18 protein-coding genes are annotated in these 20,548 nt (G+C 57.6%); 6 read left to right on the forward strand and 12 right to left on the reverse strand.

Going from position 1 to position 20,548, the window contains the following annotated elements; translation table 11 throughout:
- Positions 1-11: 11 nt before the first annotated feature.
- A complete protein-coding gene (gene uspA / locus ACL2XJ_RS08860) occupies positions 12-455 on the reverse strand; it encodes a universal stress protein UspA (RefSeq protein WP_132923940.1) in 444 nt (147 codons plus the stop codon).
- A 533-nt stretch (positions 456-988) separates the two neighbouring features.
- On the opposite strand from uspA, the gene uspB reads away from it, so the two are divergent.
- Positions 989-1,324: a universal stress protein UspB gene (gene uspB / locus ACL2XJ_RS08865; RefSeq protein WP_203524470.1), complete on the forward strand. Its 336-nt coding sequence runs from the start codon at positions 989-991 to the stop codon at positions 1,322-1,324.
- Positions 1,325-1,362: 38 nt separating this feature from the next.
- Here the strand turns inward: uspB and pitA are convergent, their stop codons facing one another.
- On the reverse strand, positions 1,363-2,871 hold the full coding sequence (pitA, locus tag ACL2XJ_RS08870) for an inorganic phosphate transporter PitA (RefSeq protein WP_132927916.1): 1,509 nt from the start codon (positions 2,869-2,871) through the stop codon (positions 1,363-1,365).
- Between the two features lie 476 nt (positions 2,872-3,347).
- Here pitA and ACL2XJ_RS08875 point away from each other — a divergent pair, with 476 nt between their 5' ends.
- Entirely contained in the window at positions 3,348-4,559 is a 1,212-nt protein-coding gene (locus ACL2XJ_RS08875; protein ID WP_413726272.1) for an NAD(P)/FAD-dependent oxidoreductase, read from the forward strand.
- A gap of 85 nt (positions 4,560-4,644) precedes the next feature.
- Here ACL2XJ_RS08875 and ACL2XJ_RS08880 read toward each other — a convergent pair whose 3' ends face one another.
- Positions 4,645-5,577 carry an alpha/beta fold hydrolase gene (locus ACL2XJ_RS08880; RefSeq protein WP_413726273.1) on the reverse strand — a complete coding sequence of 311 codons (933 nt, stop codon included), beginning with the start codon at positions 5,575-5,577 and terminating at the stop codon, positions 4,645-4,647.
- A 288-nt stretch (positions 5,578-5,865) separates the two neighbouring features.
- Here ACL2XJ_RS08880 and ACL2XJ_RS08885 point away from each other — a divergent pair, with 288 nt between their 5' ends.
- Together ACL2XJ_RS08885 and ACL2XJ_RS08890 are read left to right on the forward strand one after the other, a co-directional pair.
- On the forward strand, positions 5,866-6,726 hold the full coding sequence (locus ACL2XJ_RS08885) for an AraC family ligand binding domain-containing protein (protein ID WP_413726274.1): 861 nt from the start codon (positions 5,866-5,868) through the stop codon (positions 6,724-6,726).
- Positions 6,727-6,764: 38 nt separating this feature from the next.
- On the forward strand, positions 6,765-8,138 hold the full coding sequence (locus tag ACL2XJ_RS08890; protein WP_413726275.1) for an MFS transporter: 1,374 nt from the start codon (positions 6,765-6,767) through the stop codon (positions 8,136-8,138).
- A 15-nt stretch (positions 8,139-8,153) separates the two neighbouring features.
- On the opposite strand, the gene ACL2XJ_RS08895 is transcribed toward ACL2XJ_RS08890, so the two are convergent.
- From ACL2XJ_RS08895 to ACL2XJ_RS08905, 3 genes are all read right to left on the reverse strand, one after another.
- The gene (locus ACL2XJ_RS08895) at positions 8,154-8,537 is read right to left on the reverse strand and encodes a tautomerase family protein (protein ID WP_413726276.1); all 384 of its coding nucleotides are present in this window, start codon (positions 8,535-8,537) and stop codon (positions 8,154-8,156) included.
- 32 nt (positions 8,538-8,569) lie between these two features.
- The gene (locus ACL2XJ_RS08900; protein ID WP_413726277.1) at positions 8,570-10,111 is read right to left on the reverse strand and encodes an MFS transporter; all 1,542 of its coding nucleotides are present in this window, start codon (positions 10,109-10,111) and stop codon (positions 8,570-8,572) included.
- A gap of 125 nt (positions 10,112-10,236) precedes the next feature.
- Complete coding sequence (locus ACL2XJ_RS08905; protein ID WP_413726278.1) at positions 10,237-10,656, reverse strand: winged helix-turn-helix transcriptional regulator; 420 nt, start codon at positions 10,654-10,656, stop codon at positions 10,237-10,239.
- Positions 10,657-10,755: 99 nt separating this feature from the next.
- On the opposite strand from ACL2XJ_RS08905, the gene ACL2XJ_RS08910 reads away from it, so the two are divergent.
- Entirely contained in the window at positions 10,756-11,487 is a 732-nt protein-coding gene (locus ACL2XJ_RS08910; protein ID WP_413726279.1) for an SDR family NAD(P)-dependent oxidoreductase, read from the forward strand.
- Between the two features lie 12 nt (positions 11,488-11,499).
- On the opposite strand, the gene ACL2XJ_RS08915 is transcribed toward ACL2XJ_RS08910, so the two are convergent.
- The 5 genes from ACL2XJ_RS08915 to ACL2XJ_RS08935 all read right to left on the reverse strand — a co-directional run bounded on the left by ACL2XJ_RS08915 (position 11,500) and on the right by ACL2XJ_RS08935 (position 17,786).
- Positions 11,500-12,417 carry a nucleoside hydrolase gene (locus ACL2XJ_RS08915; protein ID WP_413726280.1) on the reverse strand — a complete coding sequence of 306 codons (918 nt, stop codon included), beginning with the start codon at positions 12,415-12,417 and terminating at the stop codon, positions 11,500-11,502.
- A gap of 102 nt (positions 12,418-12,519) precedes the next feature.
- On the reverse strand, positions 12,520-14,028 hold the full coding sequence (gene dhaM / locus ACL2XJ_RS08920; protein ID WP_413726872.1) for a dihydroxyacetone kinase phosphoryl donor subunit DhaM: 1,509 nt from the start codon (positions 14,026-14,028) through the stop codon (positions 12,520-12,522).
- 81 nt (positions 14,029-14,109) lie between these two features.
- Positions 14,110-14,745: a dihydroxyacetone kinase subunit DhaL gene (gene dhaL, locus ACL2XJ_RS08925; RefSeq protein WP_413726281.1), complete on the reverse strand. Its 636-nt coding sequence runs from the start codon at positions 14,743-14,745 to the stop codon at positions 14,110-14,112.
- Positions 14,746-14,757: 12 nt separating this feature from the next.
- Positions 14,758-15,828: a dihydroxyacetone kinase subunit DhaK gene (dhaK, locus tag ACL2XJ_RS08930; RefSeq protein ID WP_413726282.1), complete on the reverse strand. Its 1,071-nt coding sequence runs from the start codon at positions 15,826-15,828 to the stop codon at positions 14,758-14,760.
- 233 nt (positions 15,829-16,061) lie between these two features.
- Positions 16,062-17,786 (reverse strand): lysophospholipid acyltransferase family protein, encoded by a 1,725-nt coding sequence (locus tag ACL2XJ_RS08935; protein ID WP_413726283.1) that lies wholly within the window; start codon positions 17,784-17,786, stop codon positions 16,062-16,064.
- Between the two features lie 362 nt (positions 17,787-18,148).
- On the opposite strand from ACL2XJ_RS08935, the gene ACL2XJ_RS08940 reads away from it, so the two are divergent.
- The gene (locus ACL2XJ_RS08940; protein ID WP_413726284.1) at positions 18,149-19,168 is read left to right on the forward strand and encodes a transporter; all 1,020 of its coding nucleotides are present in this window, start codon (positions 18,149-18,151) and stop codon (positions 19,166-19,168) included.
- 92 nt (positions 19,169-19,260) lie between these two features.
- Here the strand turns inward: ACL2XJ_RS08940 and ACL2XJ_RS08945 are convergent, their stop codons facing one another.
- Positions 19,261-20,424 (reverse strand): hypothetical protein, encoded by a 1,164-nt coding sequence (locus tag ACL2XJ_RS08945; RefSeq protein ID WP_413726285.1) that lies wholly within the window; start codon positions 20,422-20,424, stop codon positions 19,261-19,263.
- Positions 20,425-20,548: the final 124 nt, after the last annotated feature.

Consider the following 20,548-nt stretch of genomic DNA (forward strand, 5'->3'; position numbering starts at 1 on the left):
TCACAACCCAGCTATTCCTCGTACACTTCTTCGTCGTTAAGCGGGACGATCAGCATATCCACATGTACGGTATTGATCAGCTGCCGCGCCGAAGACATCAGCTTGCTCCAGAAATCCTGATGGTGGCCGCATAACACCAAATCTACGTCGTACTTGTTAATGGCATCCACCAGCACCTGGGCGAGATCGCCGCTGCCGCTCAGCACTTCGGCAATGGGATAACCGGCGTTTTGCGACAGCTGGGTCATGGCGTGCGATGTCTCCTCGGAGATACGTTTTTGCATATCGCCCAAATTGACGTCAATCAGGCCGGTATAGAGATCGGAATAATTGACATCGACATGGATCAGCGAAACCTTGGCATTGTACGGTCTGGCCATCGACACGGCTTTTTCCACCAATACGTTACTTTCCGGTGAAAGGTCAACGGCGATAAGAATGTGTTTGTAAGACATAATCAGACTCCTTGTAAAATGTCACTCGTTAACTCGTCGCGGGTCATTCTTTCGGCCTGCCTGTGACAGAATGAGTTTACCACCCCGCGGCACCGGAGAAGTGATGCCGGGATCACGTCGAACCGAATAATATCAGCCGGTTGGCATAAACAACCATCACGTAAAGTACGGCAGCGTCTCAAAAAATCAGCAGAAATATATGTTGCTGAATGTTAATGGTTTGAATATCAATGTATTCGTTCTAGTATAGTCTTTTATGGGAGCCGGGTCGCAACCTTGGCACCCCACCGGCGTTGGCAAAAAAAATTGCAAAAATGCACAAATTTTGTCGCTTCGGTTGCTTTCTTTTGACAAACCTTTTCTACACTCAATATTGTAGAACCTCATAATACTGTGAGTAAGTTGATCTAATCTCAGACATATCATTTTTGGGGTGGGCTTCTTCAGCTCTGTGGTAAGTTATTAAGAGGCGTAACCGCTGAGAGCCCGCGGGTCGGGGATTCAGTGTGGATTTGCGTCGCCGGGGAGGGGGTATGATCAACACCGTTGCGCTTTTTTGGGCTTTATGTGTCGTCTGCGTCATCAATATGGCGCGCTATTACTCTTCATTGCGGGCGTTATTAGTCGTACTTCGCGGCTGCGATCCGCTGCTCTATCAGTATGTTGACGGCAGCGGTTTTTTCACCGCTCACGGGCAACCCAGCAAGCAGTTAAGACTGGTTCGCTATATCTATGCGCAACGCTACCTTGATCATCACGATCAGGAATTTATACGCCGTTGCGAACGGGTGCGGCGACAGTTTATGCTCACCAGCGGGCTGTGCGGGTTGATTATCGTCAGCCTGATTTCCCTGGCTATCTGGCATTGAGAGAAGGGGAAGGCGACCCTCAGGCCGCCTGTGTTACGCTATTGAATACATTTCAGCGCCAGCCAATAAAGAGACCCTGACAGCACAATCGCCACCGGCAGGGTCAGTACCCAGGCCAGCAGGATATTCTGCACCGTCTTGCTTTGCACGCCGCCGCCGTCCACCACCATGGTGCCCGCCACCGCCGAGGAGAGGACATGGGTGGTGGAAACCGGCATGCCGGTATAACTGGCGACGCCGATGGAGACCGCGGCGGTCACCTGCGCCGAAAGCCCCTGCGCATACGTCATGCCCTTCTTGCCGATTTTCTCGCCGATGGTGGTGGCCACTCGCCGCCAGCCGATCATGGTGCCCAACGACAGCGCCAGCGCGACGGCAACGATAATCCATAGCGGGGCATATTCAACGGTGGCCAGCAGGTCCTTGCGCAAATTCCCCAGCAAACGTTTATCTTCACCGGAGGTTTGCGGCAGTTTGACCAGTTTATCCGTGGTGTCGGCGATGCACATCAGCAGGCGCCTGACGTGTGAACGCTCGCCGGGGCTGAGGTGATCGTAGCTTTGCAGATTTTCCAATAACGCCATGGTGCGGTCTATGGCGATGAGCGCCCGGCTGCCGTCGCAGTGGAATACCGTGGTGGCGGGCAGGGCTGAAGGAATGTCGGGCGCCGGTATTACCTGCGTATCAGTATCGGCGGTTTGCGGCAGGGTTGCCGCATGCAGATGATAAAACTGCTGCAGGTTGCCGACGGCATCCCTGGTGCGGGCGATATCATAGCCGGTGGAGTTCATATTCACCATAAAACCCGCCGGGGCGACGCCTATCAACACCAGCATAATCAGGCCAATCCCTTTTTGTCCATCATTGGCGCCGTGGGCGAAGCTCACGCCCGCCGCCGAGAGGATAAGCGCCGTTCGGGTCCAGAACGGCGGCTTGCGCTTGCCGTCCTTCTTTTCCCGTTCCGCGGGGGTCAGGTGGATACGGCGGCGTTTCGGCGTGCCGCTCCAGTAACGGCGCAAACAGAATACCAACGCGCCCGCCAGTACCAGCCCCACGATGGGCGAGATGATAAGGGACAGGAAAATCTCAATCAGCTTTGGAATATTCAGCGCCGCCAACACCGAGGTATGGGTCAGCAGCGCATTGGTCAGGCCGATACCGATAATGGCGCCAATCAATGTATGGGAGCTGGAGGCCGGCAAACCGAAATACCAGGTGCCCAGGTTCCAGATGATGGCCGCCAGCAGCATGGAGAACATCATTGCCAGTCCGTGGGTGGAGCTGACATTCAATAACAGATCCACCGGCAGCAGATGAACAATGGCGTAAGCCACGCTCAAACCGCCCAACAGCACCCCGAGAAAATTGAATACCCCGGACATTCCCACCGCCAGCTGAGAGCGAAGCGCGCGGGCATAGATTACGGTTGCCACCGCATTGGCCGTATCATGAAACCCATTGATAGCTTCATATATTAATACAAATATTAACGCGATAACCAACATAAGACCGGTATGAAATTCCAGGCCGGTAAATAGATGCAGCATAAGGTTACGCCATTTATTGGACATGAACGGGGCGCATTATCTGCGACAACGGGGGCGCTGGAAAAGCAAAATATGACCTTTTTATGACATTTTTATTGACGCTGCCCTTGCGCTTGCTGATGATTATCAATTTTATCAATAGGTTAATTCTGTTCCACCCGGCGTTTTTTCGCGCGGCTGGCGTCTGCCGCGGTGGATGGCTACAATCAGGTGCCCCGCCAAACGCGCCGACCGGGGGTATCCCCCTTAAAAACAAAGGCGGGTGCACATAAGTCAATTGAGCATGATTAGAGTATGAATAAGTTTGGTTTGTATTTATTGAGCGAATATAAATTGTTTAAGCATCAGTCGAAAGTGCAGACATTGAATGGATATAAATTGACTGAATACCAGTCGAGCAGGCTCCTGTTGAAGAGTGATAAATTGATTGAGAATCAGTCAAGCGAGAATAGATTGGCCGGGCTTAAGGTGATTGAGTGAGCACAGGGGAACAATTTGACGCCATTATCATCGGTGCCGGGGCCGCGGGCCTGTTTTGCGCCGCCCAGGCCGGTCAGCGCGGCCTCAGGGTACTGCTGCTGGATAACGGCAAAAAACCGGGCCGGAAGATCCTGATGTCCGGCGGCGGCCGCTGCAACTTCACCAACCTGCACGTGGAGCCCGCCGCCTTTCTCTCGCAAAATCCGCATTTTTGCAAATCGGCCCTATCCCGCTACAGCCAATGGGATTTTATCGAGCTGGTGCGGCGGCACCGCATTGCCTTCCATGAAAAAACCCTGGGGCAGCTGTTTTGCGACGATTCGGCCCAGCAGATCGTGACGCTGCTCCTGGACGAATGCCAGCGCGGCGGTGTGACCTTGCGGATGCGCAGCGAGGTGGCGGCGGTAGAAAAGCGTGACGAACAGTTCCATGTGCTCCTCCCCGGCGGCGAGGTCACGGCGCCGTCGCTGGTGGTCGCCACCGGCGGCCTCTCCATGCCCGGACTCGGCGCCACGCCGCTGGGTTACCGCATTGCCGAACGGTTCGGTATTCCGGTGGTGCCCACCCGCGCCGCGCTGGTGCCGTTTACCCTGCATAAACCGCTGCTGGAGTCTTTAGGCGCTCTCGCCGGCGTCGCCCTGCCAACGCAGGTGGAAGCCGCCGCAGGCATGTCCTTTCGGGAAAATCTGCTGTTTACCCATCGGGGCCTGTCCGGCCCGGCGATGCTGCAAATTTCCAGCTACTGGCAAAACGGCGAATTTCTTACCCTCAACCTGGTGCCGGAGCGGGATCTGGAGGCGTTTCTCACCGAAGAGCGACGGGATCACCCCAACCAAACGCTGAAAAATACCCTGGCAAAGGTGCTGCCGCGCCGGTTTGTAGAGTGCTGGCATACCCTGTTGAACATCCCGGAATGCACCTTGACGCAGCTCAGCCGCCGCCAGCAAAACGACTGGGTGATGTCTTTGCGGCAGTGGCGCGTACAGCCCAACGGCACCGAGGGCTATCGCACCGCCGAGGTTACCCAGGGCGGCGTGGACACCCGCCGCCTCTCCTCCAAAACCATGGAAAGCCGGCAGGTGCCGGGGCTCTATTTTATCGGCGAGGTGGTGGACGTCACCGGCTGGCTGGGGGGCTATAACTTCCAGTGGGCCTGGAGTTCGGCCTGGGCCTGCGGGCAGGCGCTTGCCGAAGTCGCCGGCATGTGATCAGAGGAACTTTAGCCCTTCTCAATGTCACCTCTATCTTGGCAGTGACTGTGCGGCTGGTTCGTCCGTAAACCACGGCGGAAAATCATCGATACAACTTGTCGAGAAATAGGTGTATCGACGCTGCTATGTCGTCCACCTTCTCATCGAGCGCAAAGTGACCGGCATCAACCAGTTGAACCTCTGCATCAGGCACATCGCGCTGGTAGGCTTCAGCTCCCGGCACCAGGAACGAGCTGTCGTAGCGGCCCCAGATTACCAGCGTCGGCGGCTTATGCGTGCGCAGCCATGCTTGCCACAGCGGATATGCCGCGACGTTGGTCTGATAGTCGTACAGTAATGCCGTTTGGATCGCTTTTTCGCCGGGCCGGGAAAGAAATGCGTATTCATCAATCCAGGTGTCGGGGTTGTAACGTTCCGGGTTTGGGCTATCGCCGGCATGGCGGAACTTGGTACCTTCAAGGGACATGAAAGCGTCGGGCACTTCCGGATGTGCCTTTGGATCGGCCCAATAGGCCTTGATGCCTTTCCATTTGGGCCCTAAGCCCTCTTCGTAGCTGTTGGCGTTTTGAATGATGAGGCCCTGAACGCGGGCCGGATGTGCCAACATGACGCGAAAACCCACGGGTCCGCCATAATCCTGCAGGTAAAGGCTGTAGCGATCAATCTTCAATTGCTCAAGCAGCCTATTGGTTGTTTCGGCCAGGTGGTTGAACGTATAGCGGTAATGGGACGGGGGAGGGGCGTCACTTTGCCCGAAGCCGGGATAGTCGGGCGCGACGACATGATAGCGTGTGGCGAGCAGCGGAATCAGCGTATCGAACATCCTTGATGATGAAGGGAAACCGTGGAGCAACACGATGGTCGGTGCGTCAGTGGGGCCTGCTTCGCGGTAAAAGATACCGACGCCGTCTACCTGGACCTTATGATAGGTCGTGTTCGAATGCGTGGCAGGAAGGGCCGCGGGTGTCTTGTCTGTAAATAAAGACAACGCGGCGGGAATGCTGGAACGGGACATTGCGTCCTCCTTTGGGCGTGCCTATGAATGGGTTGGACAGCGACCGATTAGCGCGGTACTGGCTCGACCGTAGCGTTCAGTTAACGTCGCGATGATTACATACAATTTTATCCGCCGCGACCCGTGAAAGAAAGCCCTACGGCTTTCGTATTCCGGATGGCTGGCTACGAACTTAAGGCTGGGTTCATGCATGGCATCTTTAGGATACTTGCAGGGCACATGGTTACTCCTATAATAGTAGTAGCTAGAGATATGAGCAAACCGAGCCTCGCTGTGGGATGACATCTTATGAAAACCTCCTCAAATGAGTGGGCAAAATTCATCGCAGCCCCTGAGTTGGGAATGCAGGGGCTACATGCCTATTTTAATAAGCATCAATACGAGCGCCACTCTCACGATTATTATGTCCTCGGCACCATAGACGCCGGCGCGCCGAAAGTCGCCCTGGAAAACAGCTCATTTATCGCCCCCGCGGGAAGCGCCATGATCATCAATCCGGGTGATTCCCACGATGGCAAGGCCTGCGGGGATCAGGGCTACCTGTACAGCATGGTCTACGTGGAGCCTTGGGCCATTGCGGACATTGCCGGGGAATTCGGCGTTTCCACGCCTGCTTCCATACTCTTTACCCGTTCGGTGGTTACCGATCCGGACGTGGTCTTCGCCTTGAGACGGCTCCATCGCACATTATTCTATGGGCAGGATCGGCTGGCGGCGGAAATCCATCTGATTGAAGCGCTGAAACCGCTGTTGACCCGGTATTCCACGCGCCCCGCGACGTTGAGGGCGAAGGCGCATGATCCTCGCATCGAGCGGGTGCGGGAGCTTATCCATGCCTGTTTTGCCGATTCGCTGACCACAGCGGATATGGCCGACGCCGCGGGTCTTAGCCGGGTTCGTTTAAACCAGCTGTTTCGCGCCGCCTATGGCTTGCCCCTTCATGCCTATCTCAATGGGGTTCGGCTTGAGGCCGCCAAAAAACTGCTGGCCTCCGGGCTATCGTCCGCTGGCGTCGCGGCATCCGTGGGCCTGTTCGATCAGAGCCATTTGATCCGGCGCTTCAAGGGCTGCTTCGGCATCACGCCGGCCCAGTTTGTCGATGCGCATTTTCCAGTTGTCCAATACGGTACGTCTTCAAGCCTTCCATAATCCCCTTCAGCCACAACAACCCACTTGGAGCGGACCGTATGCCTGATACAACCAATGAGCGGCAGCGTGGGCGCGCCTATGTCAGTCCTTCCGCCTGGGCCCTGGTAGTGATTGGCGCCGGAAGCGTGCTGTCATCCCTTGATCTTTTTGTAGTGAACGTAGCCTTTCCGGCGATCCGCGAGGGCTTTCCCGGCGTCACCAACCAGGCCATGTCTTGGGTGATAAGCGCGTACTCCATTGCGTTTGCCGCATTCCTGGTGCCCAGTGGCCGCATTGCCGATATTTACGGACGTAAGCGGGTTTTCAAAGCGGGTTTGCTGGTGTTCACGATTGCCAGCGTAGCCTGCGCATTCGCGCCCGGCGCGCTGACTCTGATTGGCGCCCGCGGCCTGCAAGGCTTGGGCGCGGCGCTGATGATCCCCACCAGTCTGGGTTTGCTGTTGGCGGCCTATCCCCAAGAGCACCACAAGCGGATGGTGGGCATCTGGGCGGCCACCGGGTCGGTTGCCTCGGCGCTGGGCCCTGTTCTGGGAGGCGCGCTGGTGGACATCGATTGGCGGCTGATTTTTATCGTCAATCTGTTTGTCGCCATGCCGGCATGGTGGCTAAGCAAACATTTGACCGAAACGCCCATCGTTAACAGCGCCTTCCCCGATGTCATGGGTTCGCTGATGCTGATTATAGGCCTTGCGCTGCTGGTGGCCGGGATTTCATATGCAGGCGATTGGGGTGTGACGAGCACGGCGCTTTGGTCGGTGTATTGTGGGGCAGCCCTGTCTTTGGCGCTATTTGTCCGGCGTTGCCTGACCTGCCCCTCGCCCGCATTGGATCTGCGCGTCTTTGCCGTATCCACTTTTACCGTCGCCACGGTGGGCATGGCCTTTTTCTACATGGGTTTCGCCATCATGCTGCTGGGCGGTTCGCTTTTCCTGACCGAGGTCTGGCGCTGGGCGCCGATGTTGACGGGCGCCGCCCTCGGCGTGGGCCCTTGCGCCGCGGTGGCGGCAGCGCTGCTGGCCGGCAGAACGACATTCTCGCCCAAACAGCTGACGCTCGCCGCCGGGCTGCTGTTCTTTATCGCCGGGCTTTGGTGGTATGCCCTGTTAGGCGCCGAATCTCAGTATTTTTTCGCCTATCTGCCCGGCATCCTACTGACCGGCGCGGGAGCGGGGATCGGGCAAACCGGATTTATTGCCGGGGGAGCTTCCGCTCTCCCTTCCCATCAATACGCCACCGGCACCGCCATTATCAATACCTCAAGGCAAATCGGCGCGGCTATCGGCGTCGCCGTATTCGTGGCGGTAGCCGGGACCGCGCTGCATGCCGGGCAGTTCAAAACCGCCTGGCTGCTGATGGCTGCGTTCGGTTTGATGGCGTCGCTTTCCGCGCTCTTGCTGACCGTCCCGGAATAGGCCGTTCATGCCCACTCAGTCAGCGTACTGGGCGATGCCGTTGCCAAATGACCAATTCTCCTTTTTCACCTCCACCAGATTGATGAAGACGTCGCCGGGGGGTATGCCGAGCTGATGGTTCAGCTCATCGGCGATAGTCTTGTAGAGTCTTTTTTTCTGATCTAGGGTTCGCCCTTCATTCAGGGTTATCTGGATCATCACCAGCCGGTCGGTTCGCTTGATGCCCAGGTATTTCGGGTCATAAACGAAATGCTCATGATCGTGCTCATTCAGCACCTGGAAATTGTCGTTTTCCGGAACGGAAATGGCGGTTCGCATGGCGTCGTACACGATATGGCCGATTTTTCCGATGTAGCCGCCGTCCTGATTCTTCATGGTATCTATGCGTACTATAGGCATCGCTGGTGCTCCTGTTGCCGAGAATGTTTGAATCAGAGACGCTGCGAAGAGCGTCCCAACAATATAAATGTCGCTAACGCCGATAGGGCGGCGATGACCGCCGCGCACCCCATCAGCAGGCTGAAGCCGAAAATGAATCCCTGATGGGCCGTTTGCAGCCAAAGGGCGGTATCGGCGGAGGGGATTTTTCCCGCCAGCCATGACTGCAGCTGGCCGGTTGCCACATGATGAACGGCGTCCCGCAGGTTGACGGTATCCGCCAGGGGAAGATTAAGACGCTTTAGAGCAAAAAAGCGGCTGATGCCCGCCGTTAACACCGCGCCGAGTCCGGTCAGCCCGATAAGCAGCCCGACAAACCGGAACGTGGATGCCAGCCCCGAGGCCATTCCGGCACGCTCCAACGGTACGACCTGCATGGAGACCCTGGCGGTTTCACCGTTAAGCAGGCCGGCGCCCATGCCCAATATAAACATGCCTATGGCGACAAAAAGGTAACTGCCCGCCGCGGCCCAGGCGATGGCGGCATTACCCGCCGCCGCCAGCAGCAGTCCGATAACCAGTATCCCCCGGCCGGAAAAGCGTTGCGAAAGGCGCGCGGCGAACCAGGGGCCGGCCAACAGGGGAATACTGAAAGGGAGCAGCGCCAGTCCGGTTTTACCCGGATTGGAAAAGAAGGTTCCCTGCAGGAAAACCGGCAGATAGGTGGTCATGACATAACAGGTGGACGCAAAGGCAAGCATCGCAAGGCTGCAACCGATAAATGCCGGGTTGCGAAAGAGCCGCAGATCCACCATCGGCCGTTTCTGGCGCCGTTCGGCGTAAATGAAGGCCATCATTAACAGGGCGCCGGCAAGAAAGAGCATCTTAACGGAAAGGAGGTTGAATCCCTGATTGCCGCCGTCAATTAATGCGGTGGCAAAGCAGGCCAATGCCGCGGCAAACAGTACCGCTCCGCCGATATCAAGGCGGGCGTGGAGCAGATCCCGTGATTCAATAACCGAACGCGTCGCCAGGATAAACAGCGCCGCGCCAATGGGCGCATTGATTAAAAAAGCCCATTGCCAGCCTATACCGGCGGTGATGACGCCGCCGACGATCGGCCCCGCCGTGGCCGCTACGCCTATCACCACGCCCCACGTCGCGAATGCCTTGGCTCGCTCGCTGCCCTGAAATTCATGGCCCAGGACGGCAAGGGCCGAGCTCAGCTGCAATGCGGCCCCGATCCCCTGCAGGGCCCGGCCGATATTGAGCTGCATAATGGTTTCCGACAAACCGCAGAGCACGGACGCCAAAGTGAATATCGCCACTCCCCATTGCAGGCTTTTTTTTCTGCCGAAGCGATCGGCTATGGCCCCGGCGGGCATCAGGCAGGCGACGAATGCCAGGATATAAGCGCTGACGACCCACTCCACGCCGCTGAAGGCGCTGTGCAGGGAGCCGGCGATGGACGGAAGAGAGACCGCAACAATATTGGCATCGAGCATGATCATAAACGAGACGCCGGAGGTCGCCACCAGGACTTCGTAACGCCGCTGCTTTTCCGACGGAGCCGCAATGATATTGGTTAAGGACATCGTCTTCTCTTTCGTTGAATGGCTAAAATAGATTATGACTATAATATATTTTAATCAACAAAAAAACTCAACGCAAATGAGAAGCCGAGGTCCGGCGCAGCAAGAGGAAACCGTGCCGCCGTTACTTATTCCGTAAGTTCCGCCGCCCTGCGTCTGTCATATTCCAGCTGGGCCCGTTCGATATCGGATTGATGGTGAGCCGCCCAGCCGTACAGGGCGGTAAAAGGTTCCTGCAATGAGTGTCCCAACGCGGTGAGAGAGTATTCCACCGCGATGGGGGATGAGGTGATGACCCGTCGGGAGACCAGCCCGTTTCTTTCAAGGCGGCGGAGCGCTTCGGTCAGCGCTTTGTGGGTGATCCCGTCCAGACGCCGTTTGATGGCGTTGAAACGCGCGGGTTCCGCGCAGAGGAAGGTGAGGATCAATACCGACCACTTATTCGCGATCTGGTCAAGAATCGGCCTGGTGGACAAGGCTTCTACCAGTAGGCAGTCTTTGATTTTCGGCCTGGCTTCTTCCCGTATCGGGTTCTCAATTTTCGGCATGGGGGTTACCTCGTCTATATCTGGGCTACTTCAGGTGCGTAATTGACATTAGATATACGTCGTATATCTTGATGTCAACCTAAAAGATGAGGAGTGACCATGTCGAGATTAAACGGAAAGATTGCGGTTATCACCGGCGGCAACAGCGGAATCGGCTTTGCCGTGGCGCAGCGGTTTGTGCGGGAAGGGGCCTATGTCTTTATTACCGGGCGCCGTCAGGGGGAGCTGGACAGCGCGGCGGCATCGCTGGGAGCGAACGCCCAGGCGGTGTGCGGCGACATTACCTCTGAAGCGGATATGCAGCGTTTATACCAAACGGTGAAGGATAAAAAAGGCAAACTGGATATCCTGGTGGTGAACTCGGGAATATCGGAATACGCCACCTTGGACGACATCACGGCGTCCCATTTCGATAAGACCTTCAATCTGAACGCCCGCGCCTCGCTGTTCACCGTGCAAGGCGCCGTGCCGTTGATGCCTGATGGCGGCGCCATCGTGCTGATGGGGTCCATCGCCGGATTTATCGGCACGGAAGGATACGGCGTTTACGGCGCCACCAAGGCGGTGATGCGATCCTATTCCCGCACCTGGGCCAAGGAGCTTTCCGGCCGGGGTATTCGCGTGAACACCCTTAGCCCCGGTCCCATTGATACGCCGATGTTTGACAGCGCATCCGATGAACTGAGAAAAACGATGACGGCGCTGATTCCGCTGGGTCGTCTCGGCCGTCCGGAAGAGGTGGCGGCCGCCGCGCTTTTTCTCGCCTCGGACGAGAGCAGCTTTATCACCGGCGCGGAGCTCTGCATCGACGGCGGAATGGCGCAGGTCTGAACGCGCGTTTCGTTAAAGGCGCTTAAGCCGTTCGGCCAACAGTGCCAGAAAGCGCGGATTATCCACCTGGGTCATCACCTGTATATTCGGCGAGGCGTCGCCGGGATGGCCCGAGGCAAGGGTTACCAAGGTCTGGCCGCGCAAACCATCGTCTTGACAGTTAACCCGTACCCGTCCCGATACGCCGTCAAACAGCGACGGATCGATAAGCCAGGCGATCACGCAGGGGTCATGCAGGCAACGATCGCCGGTGCCGTAACGCTGGATCATGGCGCTGACTGACGACGGCAGCGGGCCGGACTGCCGCAGGCCATCAAGAAAGGGTCCGCTGGTTTTGGCCTGGTGGGTGACATCCAGCCCGAACATCACCTGGGGTATGCCGGCATCAAGGACAATCCGGGCGGCCCAGGGATCGAAAAAAAGATTGAATTCCGCCACCGGCGAGACGTTGCCCGGACAAAAAGCCGCGCCGCCCATAAAGACGATCTGTTTGATTTTTGGCGCGATGTCGGGCTGTTTGACGATGGCCAGGGCGATATTGGTCATCGGACCGATGGGACATAGCGTGATTTCACCCGGCGCCTCGCTGACGGTGCGGATAATGAAATCCACTCCGTGCAGGTCCTGCAGGGGTACCGTGGGCTCAGGAAACGGCGCATCCCCCAGCCCGTCGCTGCCGTGTATCGGGGCGGACCGGCCCTGGGCTTCAATCATCGGCCTGCCGCAACCGGCATATACCGGAATATCGCCGCGCCCGGCCAGTGTGCATATCCGGCGTGCATTATACTGAGTCTGTTCCAGCGGCCTGTTGCCCGCCACGGTGGTGATACCCACTACCTCTATTTCCGCCGGCGAGGCCAGCGCCAGCAGAATCGCCACGGCGTCATCCACCCCCGGATCGCAATCCAGAATAATTTTATGTGTTGCCATTGCGGTGCTCCACTCTCCACTGATACTTGGGCAAACGTCGGGCTTGTAAATAATGGATTGTTCGCGCTGCCTACACCGTCATAAATGCCAATGAGGTCAATTTCAGGCTATCCTTAGGACTCCCCGCGCCGGGTCCAGGGTGACGGTCTGGCCGTTATGAACCCGGTCCATTAAACCGGTTATGCCCACCAGTATGGGAATGCCCATCGCCCGCGCCAGGATAGCGGTATGGGACAGCGGATGCCCTCCCTCCAGGGCAATGCCCGCCACCTTGGCGCGGTCCAGCGACGCCAGCCGGGAGGGGTATAATTCCTTGCCGATCAGGATGTATTCTTCACTTGGCGGCGGTGGCGGCGGCGGAGCCGTGTCAATCAGCGCCAGTACCATGTCCCGCATATCGCGGACATCCAGCTCACGTACCCGTAAATACTCATCCTGCAGGCCGGCATAATCCGCTGCCATCGCCGCGGTCTCCTTACGCCAGGCGGCGGCCGCGCTGCCGAGCCGAGGGATATTTTCCGCAACCGCGTCCCGTAGCCCCTCGTCCGACAGCAGCATGGCCTGCGCCTCGAAAATGCCGGCGAAGCGCGGTCCCAGCCGCAGGCTGATGGCGGCGGCGAGCTGCTCCAACTGACGCTGCGCCTGATCAATCGCCTCGGCAAAACGCCGCTGCTCCAGCTGAATGCAATCTAATGAGGTATCCGCGCGCGGTTGCGCCGACTGGGTTTGATTGCCCGTCATGGCCGGGATCCCTACCGCATTTTGCCTCGGGTCGCCGGTAAGACGCCAGGCGCGGGCGGTGACAGGGGGCTCCGCTACCGTTGTTCCTTGCAGCACTTCACCCTCTTGCGTCGGGATGGTCTCGCCAAAGCCGGTCCGGGCCTCCTGGAGAAATGCCGCCAGCGCCGCGTCGGCCTGCTCGCCTTCAGCGTACAGCACTATCTCGTCCCCCTGGCGCACCTGCAGGGCGGCTACCTGGTTTAGCCGGTTTGCGTCGGCGAACTGTCCGGTTTTTTCCAGCGTCAGCCGGGCGGCGAACGGCGAGAGCACCGATACCAGCCGGGCGGCGGGACGGGCGTGTAAACCGTGGGGATTCTCTATTCGCCAGAACGCGCGGCGCGCGCCTTCCCCCGGCGGGGTTGCCTGCGCCCCGGCGGCAGTGGCGGTTTCATCCGGCGGCGCTTCCCCGCCGGCGGGCACGGTTTCCCCTAATTGGGCCCGTTTGGCGGCCAGGGCATCCATGGCGTCGGCCATCACCCGGTCAAGATCGGCGCCGTTGGAAGCCGCCACCGCGGCCGCCAGCGTGCCTTCCACCAGCGGTGCGGCACAGAGCCTGACCTGCCGCGCCATATCCGGATCAAGAAGTTCCAAGGCCGTTTCGGCGCTGAGCAACGCGCTGCCCAAATCCATCATGACCACCACGCCGGAGGGATCGAACACCTCTTCAATAGCCGCCATGATCTTTACCGCATCGGTCCCGATGGGGTGCGCTTCGTCATCCACGCCGGCCGCCGTGATGAGGCGGCAGCCGCCCTGTATCATTTGCCCCGCCAGTTCCGCCACCCCCTCCGCCAGTTTGGCGCTGTGGGAAACCACCACCAGATTCACCATAGCTTGCTCCATTCCGCCTGCCGCGCCGCTGACATCACGCCGTCGGCGTTTTCGCCGCCGGATTAACCTTGGCTAGCCCCGTTACCCTTGATGCACCGTGGCCGCCAGCGCCTCCACCATCAGCATCGCCGAGGTGGCGCCGGGATCCTGGTGACCGATGCTGCGCTCACCCAGATAGCTGGCGCGCCCTTTGCGCGCCTGCATGCCGACGGTTTCCTCCACTCCCCGGCGGGCCTCCGCCAAAGCGTGATCCAGCGCGGCGGCGAGGGTATCCCCTTCGCCCTGCGCCCGCTCGAGCGCCGCCACCACCGGCCGCCAGACGTCGCACATGGTTTTATCCCCCGGCTCCGCCTTGCCGCGCGCCGTCACGCCGTCCACGCCGTCCTTAATCATTCGATACAGTTCCGGTAGCTCAAGGCTCTCAAGGGAAGCGGTGCTTTGCGCGGCGCGGATAAAGAAAGAACCGAACAGCGGGCCGCTGGCCCCGCCGACGCTGGAGAGCAGGGTCATGCCGGTATTTTTCAGGATGAAACCGATATCCTTATCGGCGAAAGTGGGCAGCTTTTCCACTACCTTGCTGAATCCACGGTGCATATTAAGACCATGATCGCCATCGCCGATCTCGGTATCCAGTCCGGTGAGAAAATCCCGCTGCTGTTGAAAAACCTCGCCGCAGCGCTGTAGCCAAGCCACAATCTGCTGTTTGGTTAATGCCATGTCTGTCTCCCGTTAACAATGCCAGCGCAGGGCGGGGGTATTCACCGGCGCGTCCCATAGCGCTAGGGTTTCTTCATCGGCCCGCATCAGCGTGATGGAAACGCCATACATATCCAGCGACGTGCACCAGGAGCCCACCAGGTTGCGGGCAATTTCAATGCCGGCCTCGGCGCAACGCTCGGCAAGGCGCCGGTAAACGTCGTAGAGTTCGGAAAGCGGCGTGCCGCCAAGATTATTCACCACGGCAATGACCCGTTCACCCCGTTGCAGCGCGTGTTTATCCTGGATCTCATCCTGCCAGTCCCCGAGTTCGCGATCCCAGCGGCGGATAGTACGCTGGTAATTGCCGTTTTCAATCAGTGTAGCGAACATCTGGTCCACCGTGTCATCCAGGTTGTGAAAGTTCCGCCGCTCAATACCCGGCTCACCGTGGATGCCGACGCCGAATTCCATCTCGTTTTCCGCCAGGATAAACGACGGGCGGCCCGCGGCCGGCACGGTGCAGGCGCTGAGCGCTACGCCCAGGGAAAATCCGTCGTTGTTGAGCCGGTGCCCCAGGGCCTGCAGTTCATCGAGGTTGTCTCCCCGGGCCGTCGCCGCCCCCAGCAGTTTTTCCAGCACCACGGTATTGGCGACGCCGCGCCGACCGGCGGTGAAGAGGCTGTCCTTGACCGCGACGTCGTCGTCCACCAATACGGTGGCCACCGGAACGCCGGCATCGTGCAGCAGCTCGGCGGCGGTTTCGAAGTTCATCACATCGCCGGTATAGTTCTTGATAAGCAGCAGAACGCCGTGGCCGCCATCCAGCGCCATGGCGCATTCGAACATTTGATCCGGCGTCGGCGAGGTAAAGATCTCACCCGGACAGGCGCCGTCCAGCATGCCTTCGCCGACATAGCCGGCATGCATGGGCTCATGGCCGCTGCCGCCGCCGGAGAGCAGCGCCACCTTGCCGGTGACCGGCGCATCGACACGGGTAACATACACCGGGTCTCGGTGCAGAATAAGAGCGGGATGAGCCGCCACCAGGCCGGCCAGCTGACCGGCCAGCAGATCGTCCACGCCGTTAATGAATTTTTTCATAGTGCGTTCCTTGGAAATAAGGGGGCCTTCCGGCATCGTTGCCGATTAAAAGCAGCGCCTCCGGATGCCGGCAAAAGCCGGCAGCGAACCGGATAGTCTTCAACATGTGCCTTCTCCTGTTCAGAATAGGCGGTTTATGTCCAGAGGCTGTCGGGCGAATGCAAGGAGCAAAATTACTGCGGAAAATCATTGAATTGTAGGAGGGGTTGAGACCAATTTCTGAGGGTGGCGTCTCATAACGGAACATCCCGTTCCCGCCGATGATGTACGCCGATATAACGTTCATAACGGGCGGGTTTTAACTGGTGTAAATCCACCAGCACCAGGCCGTCGACGCAGTTGTTGAAGGCCGGATCGGAACCGAAGTCAATAAACTGCACGCCGCCCGCTTCGCACAGTTCGGAATACTGTTTATACAGCGGGGGTATACTGCAGCCGAAGTTGGCAAACAGGCGTTTTAGCCGGTGGAGGTCTTCCTGGTAGTTATCGCCGGTGAATTGGGCCAGGACTTCGGGCAGCGAAGCGGGGTAAGGCCGGCGGGACGCGGCCAGCGGCAGCGAGGGGGCAAAATAGAGCCGGTAGAAGGCAATCAGCAGATCCCGCGCCGCCACGGGCATGCCGCCGGAAATGGACACCGGGCCGAACAGGTAGCGGTACCGGGGGTATTTGGCCAGATAGGCGCCGATGCCAATCCAGAGATAATCCAGACTGCGTTTTCCCCAGTAGGCCGGCTGGACAAAACTTCGCCCAAGTTCGATACCCTGCGCCAGAATGTCGTCCATCTGGTGGCCGTAATGGAACAGGCTGTGGGTGTAAATACCGTCAATGCCTTTAAGCCGGTATTGTTCCGCCGTGGGAATAAAGCGATAGGCGCCGACAATTTCCAGCCCCTGGGCATCCCAGAGGATCAAATGATAATAATCATCGTCATAGCCGTCCAGATCACGGCGGCGGCCGCTGCCTTCACCCACCGCGCGAAAGGCGATTTCACGCAAACGCCCCAGCTCGCGCAGTATGGGGACATAATCCTCGCCGTTACGTCGGTACAGATAAATGATCTTGCCGTCCGGTAAATGGCCCAGGATTTCACTGCCCTCCAGGGCGCGTTTCAGCACGGCGCGGTCTTCCGCCCGCGCTATGGCGGATTCGCTGCGGAAAAACCCCTCTTTACCTTGCCCCAGCCGGTAAACATGGCGACGGAAACGTTCGGCGAGATCCTTGGCCTGGGTATGGCCGTCATGCCAGTTGGCAAAGGGGATGCGCGCGCCTATCCTCAGCCGCAGCCGGTTGCCGCCCTGCAGGAACATCTCCCGTACCAGCAACAGCATGGACAATGGCCGGTATAATAGGGCAGAGGCATAAAACAGCGCGCTGTTGCGTCCGCCGATGTGCACCGGCACGATGCAGGCGCGGGTTTTGGCCGCCAGACGGATAAATCCGGTGTGCCAGTGGCCGTCCCGGATGCCTTTGCCGCCGAGGCGGGAAACTTCGCCGGCCGGGAAGAGTATCAATACCCCTTGTTTCTCCAGATGCTGCTGCATCATGGCCACCTGGTTGCGGCTGGTGCGATTGCCCATGTTATCCACCGGGATCATCAGGCTGCCCAGGGCATCCACGCAGGATAATACGCGATTGGCCACCACCTTCACATCCGCCCTTACCGAAGAGACGGCATGCAGCAGCGCCAGGCCGTCCAAGATGCCCAGGGGATGATTGGCCACCAGGACCACCGGTCCGTAGCTGGGTATTTGCTCCAAATCCCGTTCGGACAGCTCACAGCGCAGGTTAAAATGCTCCAGCATCTGCTCCACCATATCCATGCCTTTGAGATGCCGGTAATCTTCCGCCAATTGCCGGAAATATTTTTCGCGGAATAAATAACGCAGCAGACTGAGTTTCCAGGGCGCGGTTTTATGCAGCGGATCAAGATCCTGCAGCACCATATCCATACTAAACATGGTATTACCTCCGGGTAAGTTGCTTTGAACATAATCCGGACAGATGACAGTTCAATGGCAGGTAAATGATGATAAGGAGAATGATGGGTGCTTCCTAAAAACGACCAGCGCCGTGAGGAAATTATCTGCACCGGGCCAGACAGATATAAAATAGTTGCTCATAAAAAATAATCGCTGCACTGAACCGGACCTTAGGTATAGCATTCTGTGTCTGAAATAAAGATTTCATTTATATGACATTCCTGTGACCATCAGATCATGCGGTGTTATTGAGCTTGTACCGCGTTGGCACGATAAAAGAGATTGCTTTTATTTTATTAACTGTCGTAATAATGTTTTCTCATGATTTGACGATATGAAAAATGCCGGCGGAAATTACTCAGCAATTAAACTTTAACGATGAAGTGACCGGGCTTATTTACGGCTATGTTTTTGAACCGGATGCGGCGGCGCGTCGTATTCCCTCCCGTGAAGTGCTCAATGAATTTCAATCCATCGAGCCGGGCCGGGGGTTCATCTGGCTACATGTGAATCTTAATCACGCCACGGCCGAGAAATGGCTGAAAAAACATTTCGCCATGGCGGATTTTTTCTTCGAGGAGATTCGCCAGGGCTCGCGCAGTACCCGGATAGAACGCCAGGGCGAGGTGCTTTTCGCCGTGCTCAACGATGTGATATTTCGCCCCGAGGGCGGCGGGGAAGATGCGGCGACGCTCTGGCTCTATTGCCGGCCCCAACTGGTGGTGACCGCGCGCCATAAGCCGGTGCGCCTGATCGAGAATCTGTTTCGCAAGCTGGATCAATTGATGCCTGCGTCGCCTACGGCATTATTGGTCGACTTGCTGGAAGAGCAGGAGGATGTGCTGGAGCAAATAGTCCGCCAGGCCAACCTGTACGTAGACGCCATCGAGGAGCGGCTGCTCAGCCACCATATCAAAAACAACCGTACCGCCCTGGGCCGCCTGCGTCGGCTGTTGTTGCGCTATCAGCGTTTGCTGGCTCCCGAGCCGGCGGCATTATTTCGTCTGATGAGCCGTCCTCCGGCATGGCTCGAGACCGTGGTAGTGCAGGATATACGGCATTTCGCCGAAGAGTTCACGGTAGTGCTCAATGATTTGGTGGGTTTGACCGAGCGGATTCGTTTATTGCAAGAAGAGATAGCCGCCAAACAGATGGAGCAAAATAACCGTACGCTGTTTCAGTTGACCATCATCACGGTACTGGCGCTGCCGATTAATATCGTTGCCGGTTTTTTCGGCATGAATGTCGGCGGTATCCCCTTTGCCAATAATCGCCATGGCTTCCTGCTGCTGGTGCTTATCGTGACGGGCTTTACACTGATTACGGCCTATTGGGCGCTTAGGCGCCGGGACAATGATTAAGCCGGTGGGATTTCAAGGCGTCGATCGTGAATGTCTCAACCCCCCGGCATGCCCGGAGCGAATAAATGCACGTCGGACGAACGTGAGAACCGTTACTGATTATTTAAAATCAATGCGCTCGGAATGTGATAATTGAGACGAATTTCCCGGCCGGCGGGAATATCTTCCGTGGCGAATAACGCGATAACATTAACTCTTCGCCCACCTTCGAGGCAGGCCTTGAATTTCGCGCTTTCAACATTGTAGCCGGTTTTTGCCTGGCTGACGGGCATGCCGTGATCATCGTATTTATAACGCGTATTGATTTTTGACAGTATGCCGTCACTGTCCAGATAGGTTATCGGCTGTCCTTTTAACGAGAGGTCGATAATATAAGCATGGTCAAACAGATCGGCGTCTCCCATTTCCTGCGGCGAGACCAGGACACCGGCAAAAATCCCTAAACAGGTAGCCCGAGGGATGAGTTTGGCGGCCACCACTCCCCATTGCCCGATAAGGCGGGATTCCTGCGGCGGTACATCATCGCCGGTTAAGATGCGACAATCCAGATAAGGAAATAACCTCCCTCTTTCGGCGCCGGTTGACGTTAATGATATAAAGGGCCTAACCGCATGTGCGCGGTAATGTTTCCCTGAATCGGCGATGGCGGAAAGGTCGGCGATATTTTGTATGGTTATGGTCTTTCCGGCGGTATCCCGGTATGGAGGCAAATCATTATCTCCGGAATAATAATCACGATTACGATTAATTATGGTTTGACGCAGCCGGTATTTTATCGCCATTTTCAATAAACCATTCATGGCCTGTCGGGAATAATAATGCATGGCGGCGCGCTCCCTATCGTCGGCCTGTGCTTCCGATTTGCCGTTACGCATATTCACCAAGCGGGTAATGTATATTAGGGTAGATTCCGGCAAGTCCTCCGTAGGGAGAGAGGCGGGGTTGATGCCGATGGGGGCCAGAGCGGCCCGATCTTCCAGCGTTATCAACCTGGCGCTAAGGGAACGCATGCATTTCAGGGCTATAAGGATAGGCTTGCTGGGATGCGCCGCATTCATCCCCCGGGCGGCGGCGGATAACAATGCGCTGTCCGCTATCTGCAGCCATTGCCGCCAGAGCGGACGGCAATGGCTGCAGCAATTCTGCGCGGCGCGCAGGCGTTGCAGTAAAGCCTCGGTTTGGCGGGGCAATTCATTACGCAAGGCAGGGAACGAGATAAGATAGCCTGCGACATCCGGGGGGGCGATAGCGTCCATAGTAGTTCCTCCTTTTTGAGGCAACGGCTTTTATGCGTTATGGATTGGGTCACTGAATGCTCAGCATTTCCATAGGGTAACATCGCAGGAAAAAGAGTATAGGGCCGGGCATGCGCCGGAAGGA

The organism is Sodalis sp. RH16 (assembly GCF_047324245.1).
GTDB lineage: Bacteria > Pseudomonadota > Gammaproteobacteria > Enterobacterales > Enterobacteriaceae > Acerihabitans > Acerihabitans ligni.

What these genes read in the sequence shown, in the direction of transcription:
- uspA (WP_132923940.1), bottom strand. Translation starts at nt 455, where the DNA reads ATGTCTTACAAACACATTCTTATCGCCGTTGACCTTTCACCGGAAAGT.
- uspB (WP_203524470.1), top strand. Translation starts at nt 989, where the DNA reads ATGATCAACACCGTTGCGCTTTTTTGGGCTTTATGTGTCGTCTGCGTC.
- pitA (WP_132927916.1), bottom strand. Translation starts at nt 2,871, where the DNA reads ATGCTGCATCTATTTACCGGCCTGGAATTTCATACCGGTCTTATGTTG.
- ACL2XJ_RS08880 (WP_413726273.1), bottom strand. Translation starts at nt 5,577, where the DNA reads ATGTCCCGTTCCAGCATTCCCGCCGCGTTGTCTTTATTTACAGACAAG.
- ACL2XJ_RS08885 (WP_413726274.1), top strand. Translation starts at nt 5,866, where the DNA reads ATGAAAACCTCCTCAAATGAGTGGGCAAAATTCATCGCAGCCCCTGAG.
- ACL2XJ_RS08890 (WP_413726275.1), top strand. Translation starts at nt 6,765, where the DNA reads ATGCCTGATACAACCAATGAGCGGCAGCGTGGGCGCGCCTATGTCAGT.
- ACL2XJ_RS08895 (WP_413726276.1), bottom strand. Translation starts at nt 8,537, where the DNA reads ATGCCTATAGTACGCATAGATACCATGAAGAATCAGGACGGCGGCTAC.
- ACL2XJ_RS08900 (WP_413726277.1), bottom strand. Translation starts at nt 10,111, where the DNA reads ATGTCCTTAACCAATATCATTGCGGCTCCGTCGGAAAAGCAGCGGCGT.
- ACL2XJ_RS08905 (WP_413726278.1), bottom strand. Translation starts at nt 10,656, where the DNA reads ATGCCGAAAATTGAGAACCCGATACGGGAAGAAGCCAGGCCGAAAATC.
- ACL2XJ_RS08910 (WP_413726279.1), top strand. Translation starts at nt 10,756, where the DNA reads ATGTCGAGATTAAACGGAAAGATTGCGGTTATCACCGGCGGCAACAGC.
- ACL2XJ_RS08915 (WP_413726280.1), bottom strand. Translation starts at nt 12,417, where the DNA reads ATGGCAACACATAAAATTATTCTGGATTGCGATCCGGGGGTGGATGAC.
- dhaM (WP_413726872.1), bottom strand. Translation starts at nt 14,028, where the DNA reads ATGGTGAATCTGGTGGTGGTTTCCCACAGCGCCAAACTGGCGGAGGGG.
- dhaL (WP_413726281.1), bottom strand. Translation starts at nt 14,745, where the DNA reads ATGGCATTAACCAAACAGCAGATTGTGGCTTGGCTACAGCGCTGCGGC.
- dhaK (WP_413726282.1), bottom strand. Translation starts at nt 15,828, where the DNA reads ATGAAAAAATTCATTAACGGCGTGGACGATCTGCTGGCCGGTCAGCTG.
- ACL2XJ_RS08935 (WP_413726283.1), bottom strand. Translation starts at nt 17,786, where the DNA reads ATGTTTAGTATGGATATGGTGCTGCAGGATCTTGATCCGCTGCATAAA.
- ACL2XJ_RS08940 (WP_413726284.1), top strand. Translation starts at nt 18,149, where the DNA reads ATGCCGGCGGAAATTACTCAGCAATTAAACTTTAACGATGAAGTGACC.
- ACL2XJ_RS08945 (WP_413726285.1), bottom strand. Translation starts at nt 20,424, where the DNA reads ATGGACGCTATCGCCCCCCCGGATGTCGCAGGCTATCTTATCTCGTTC.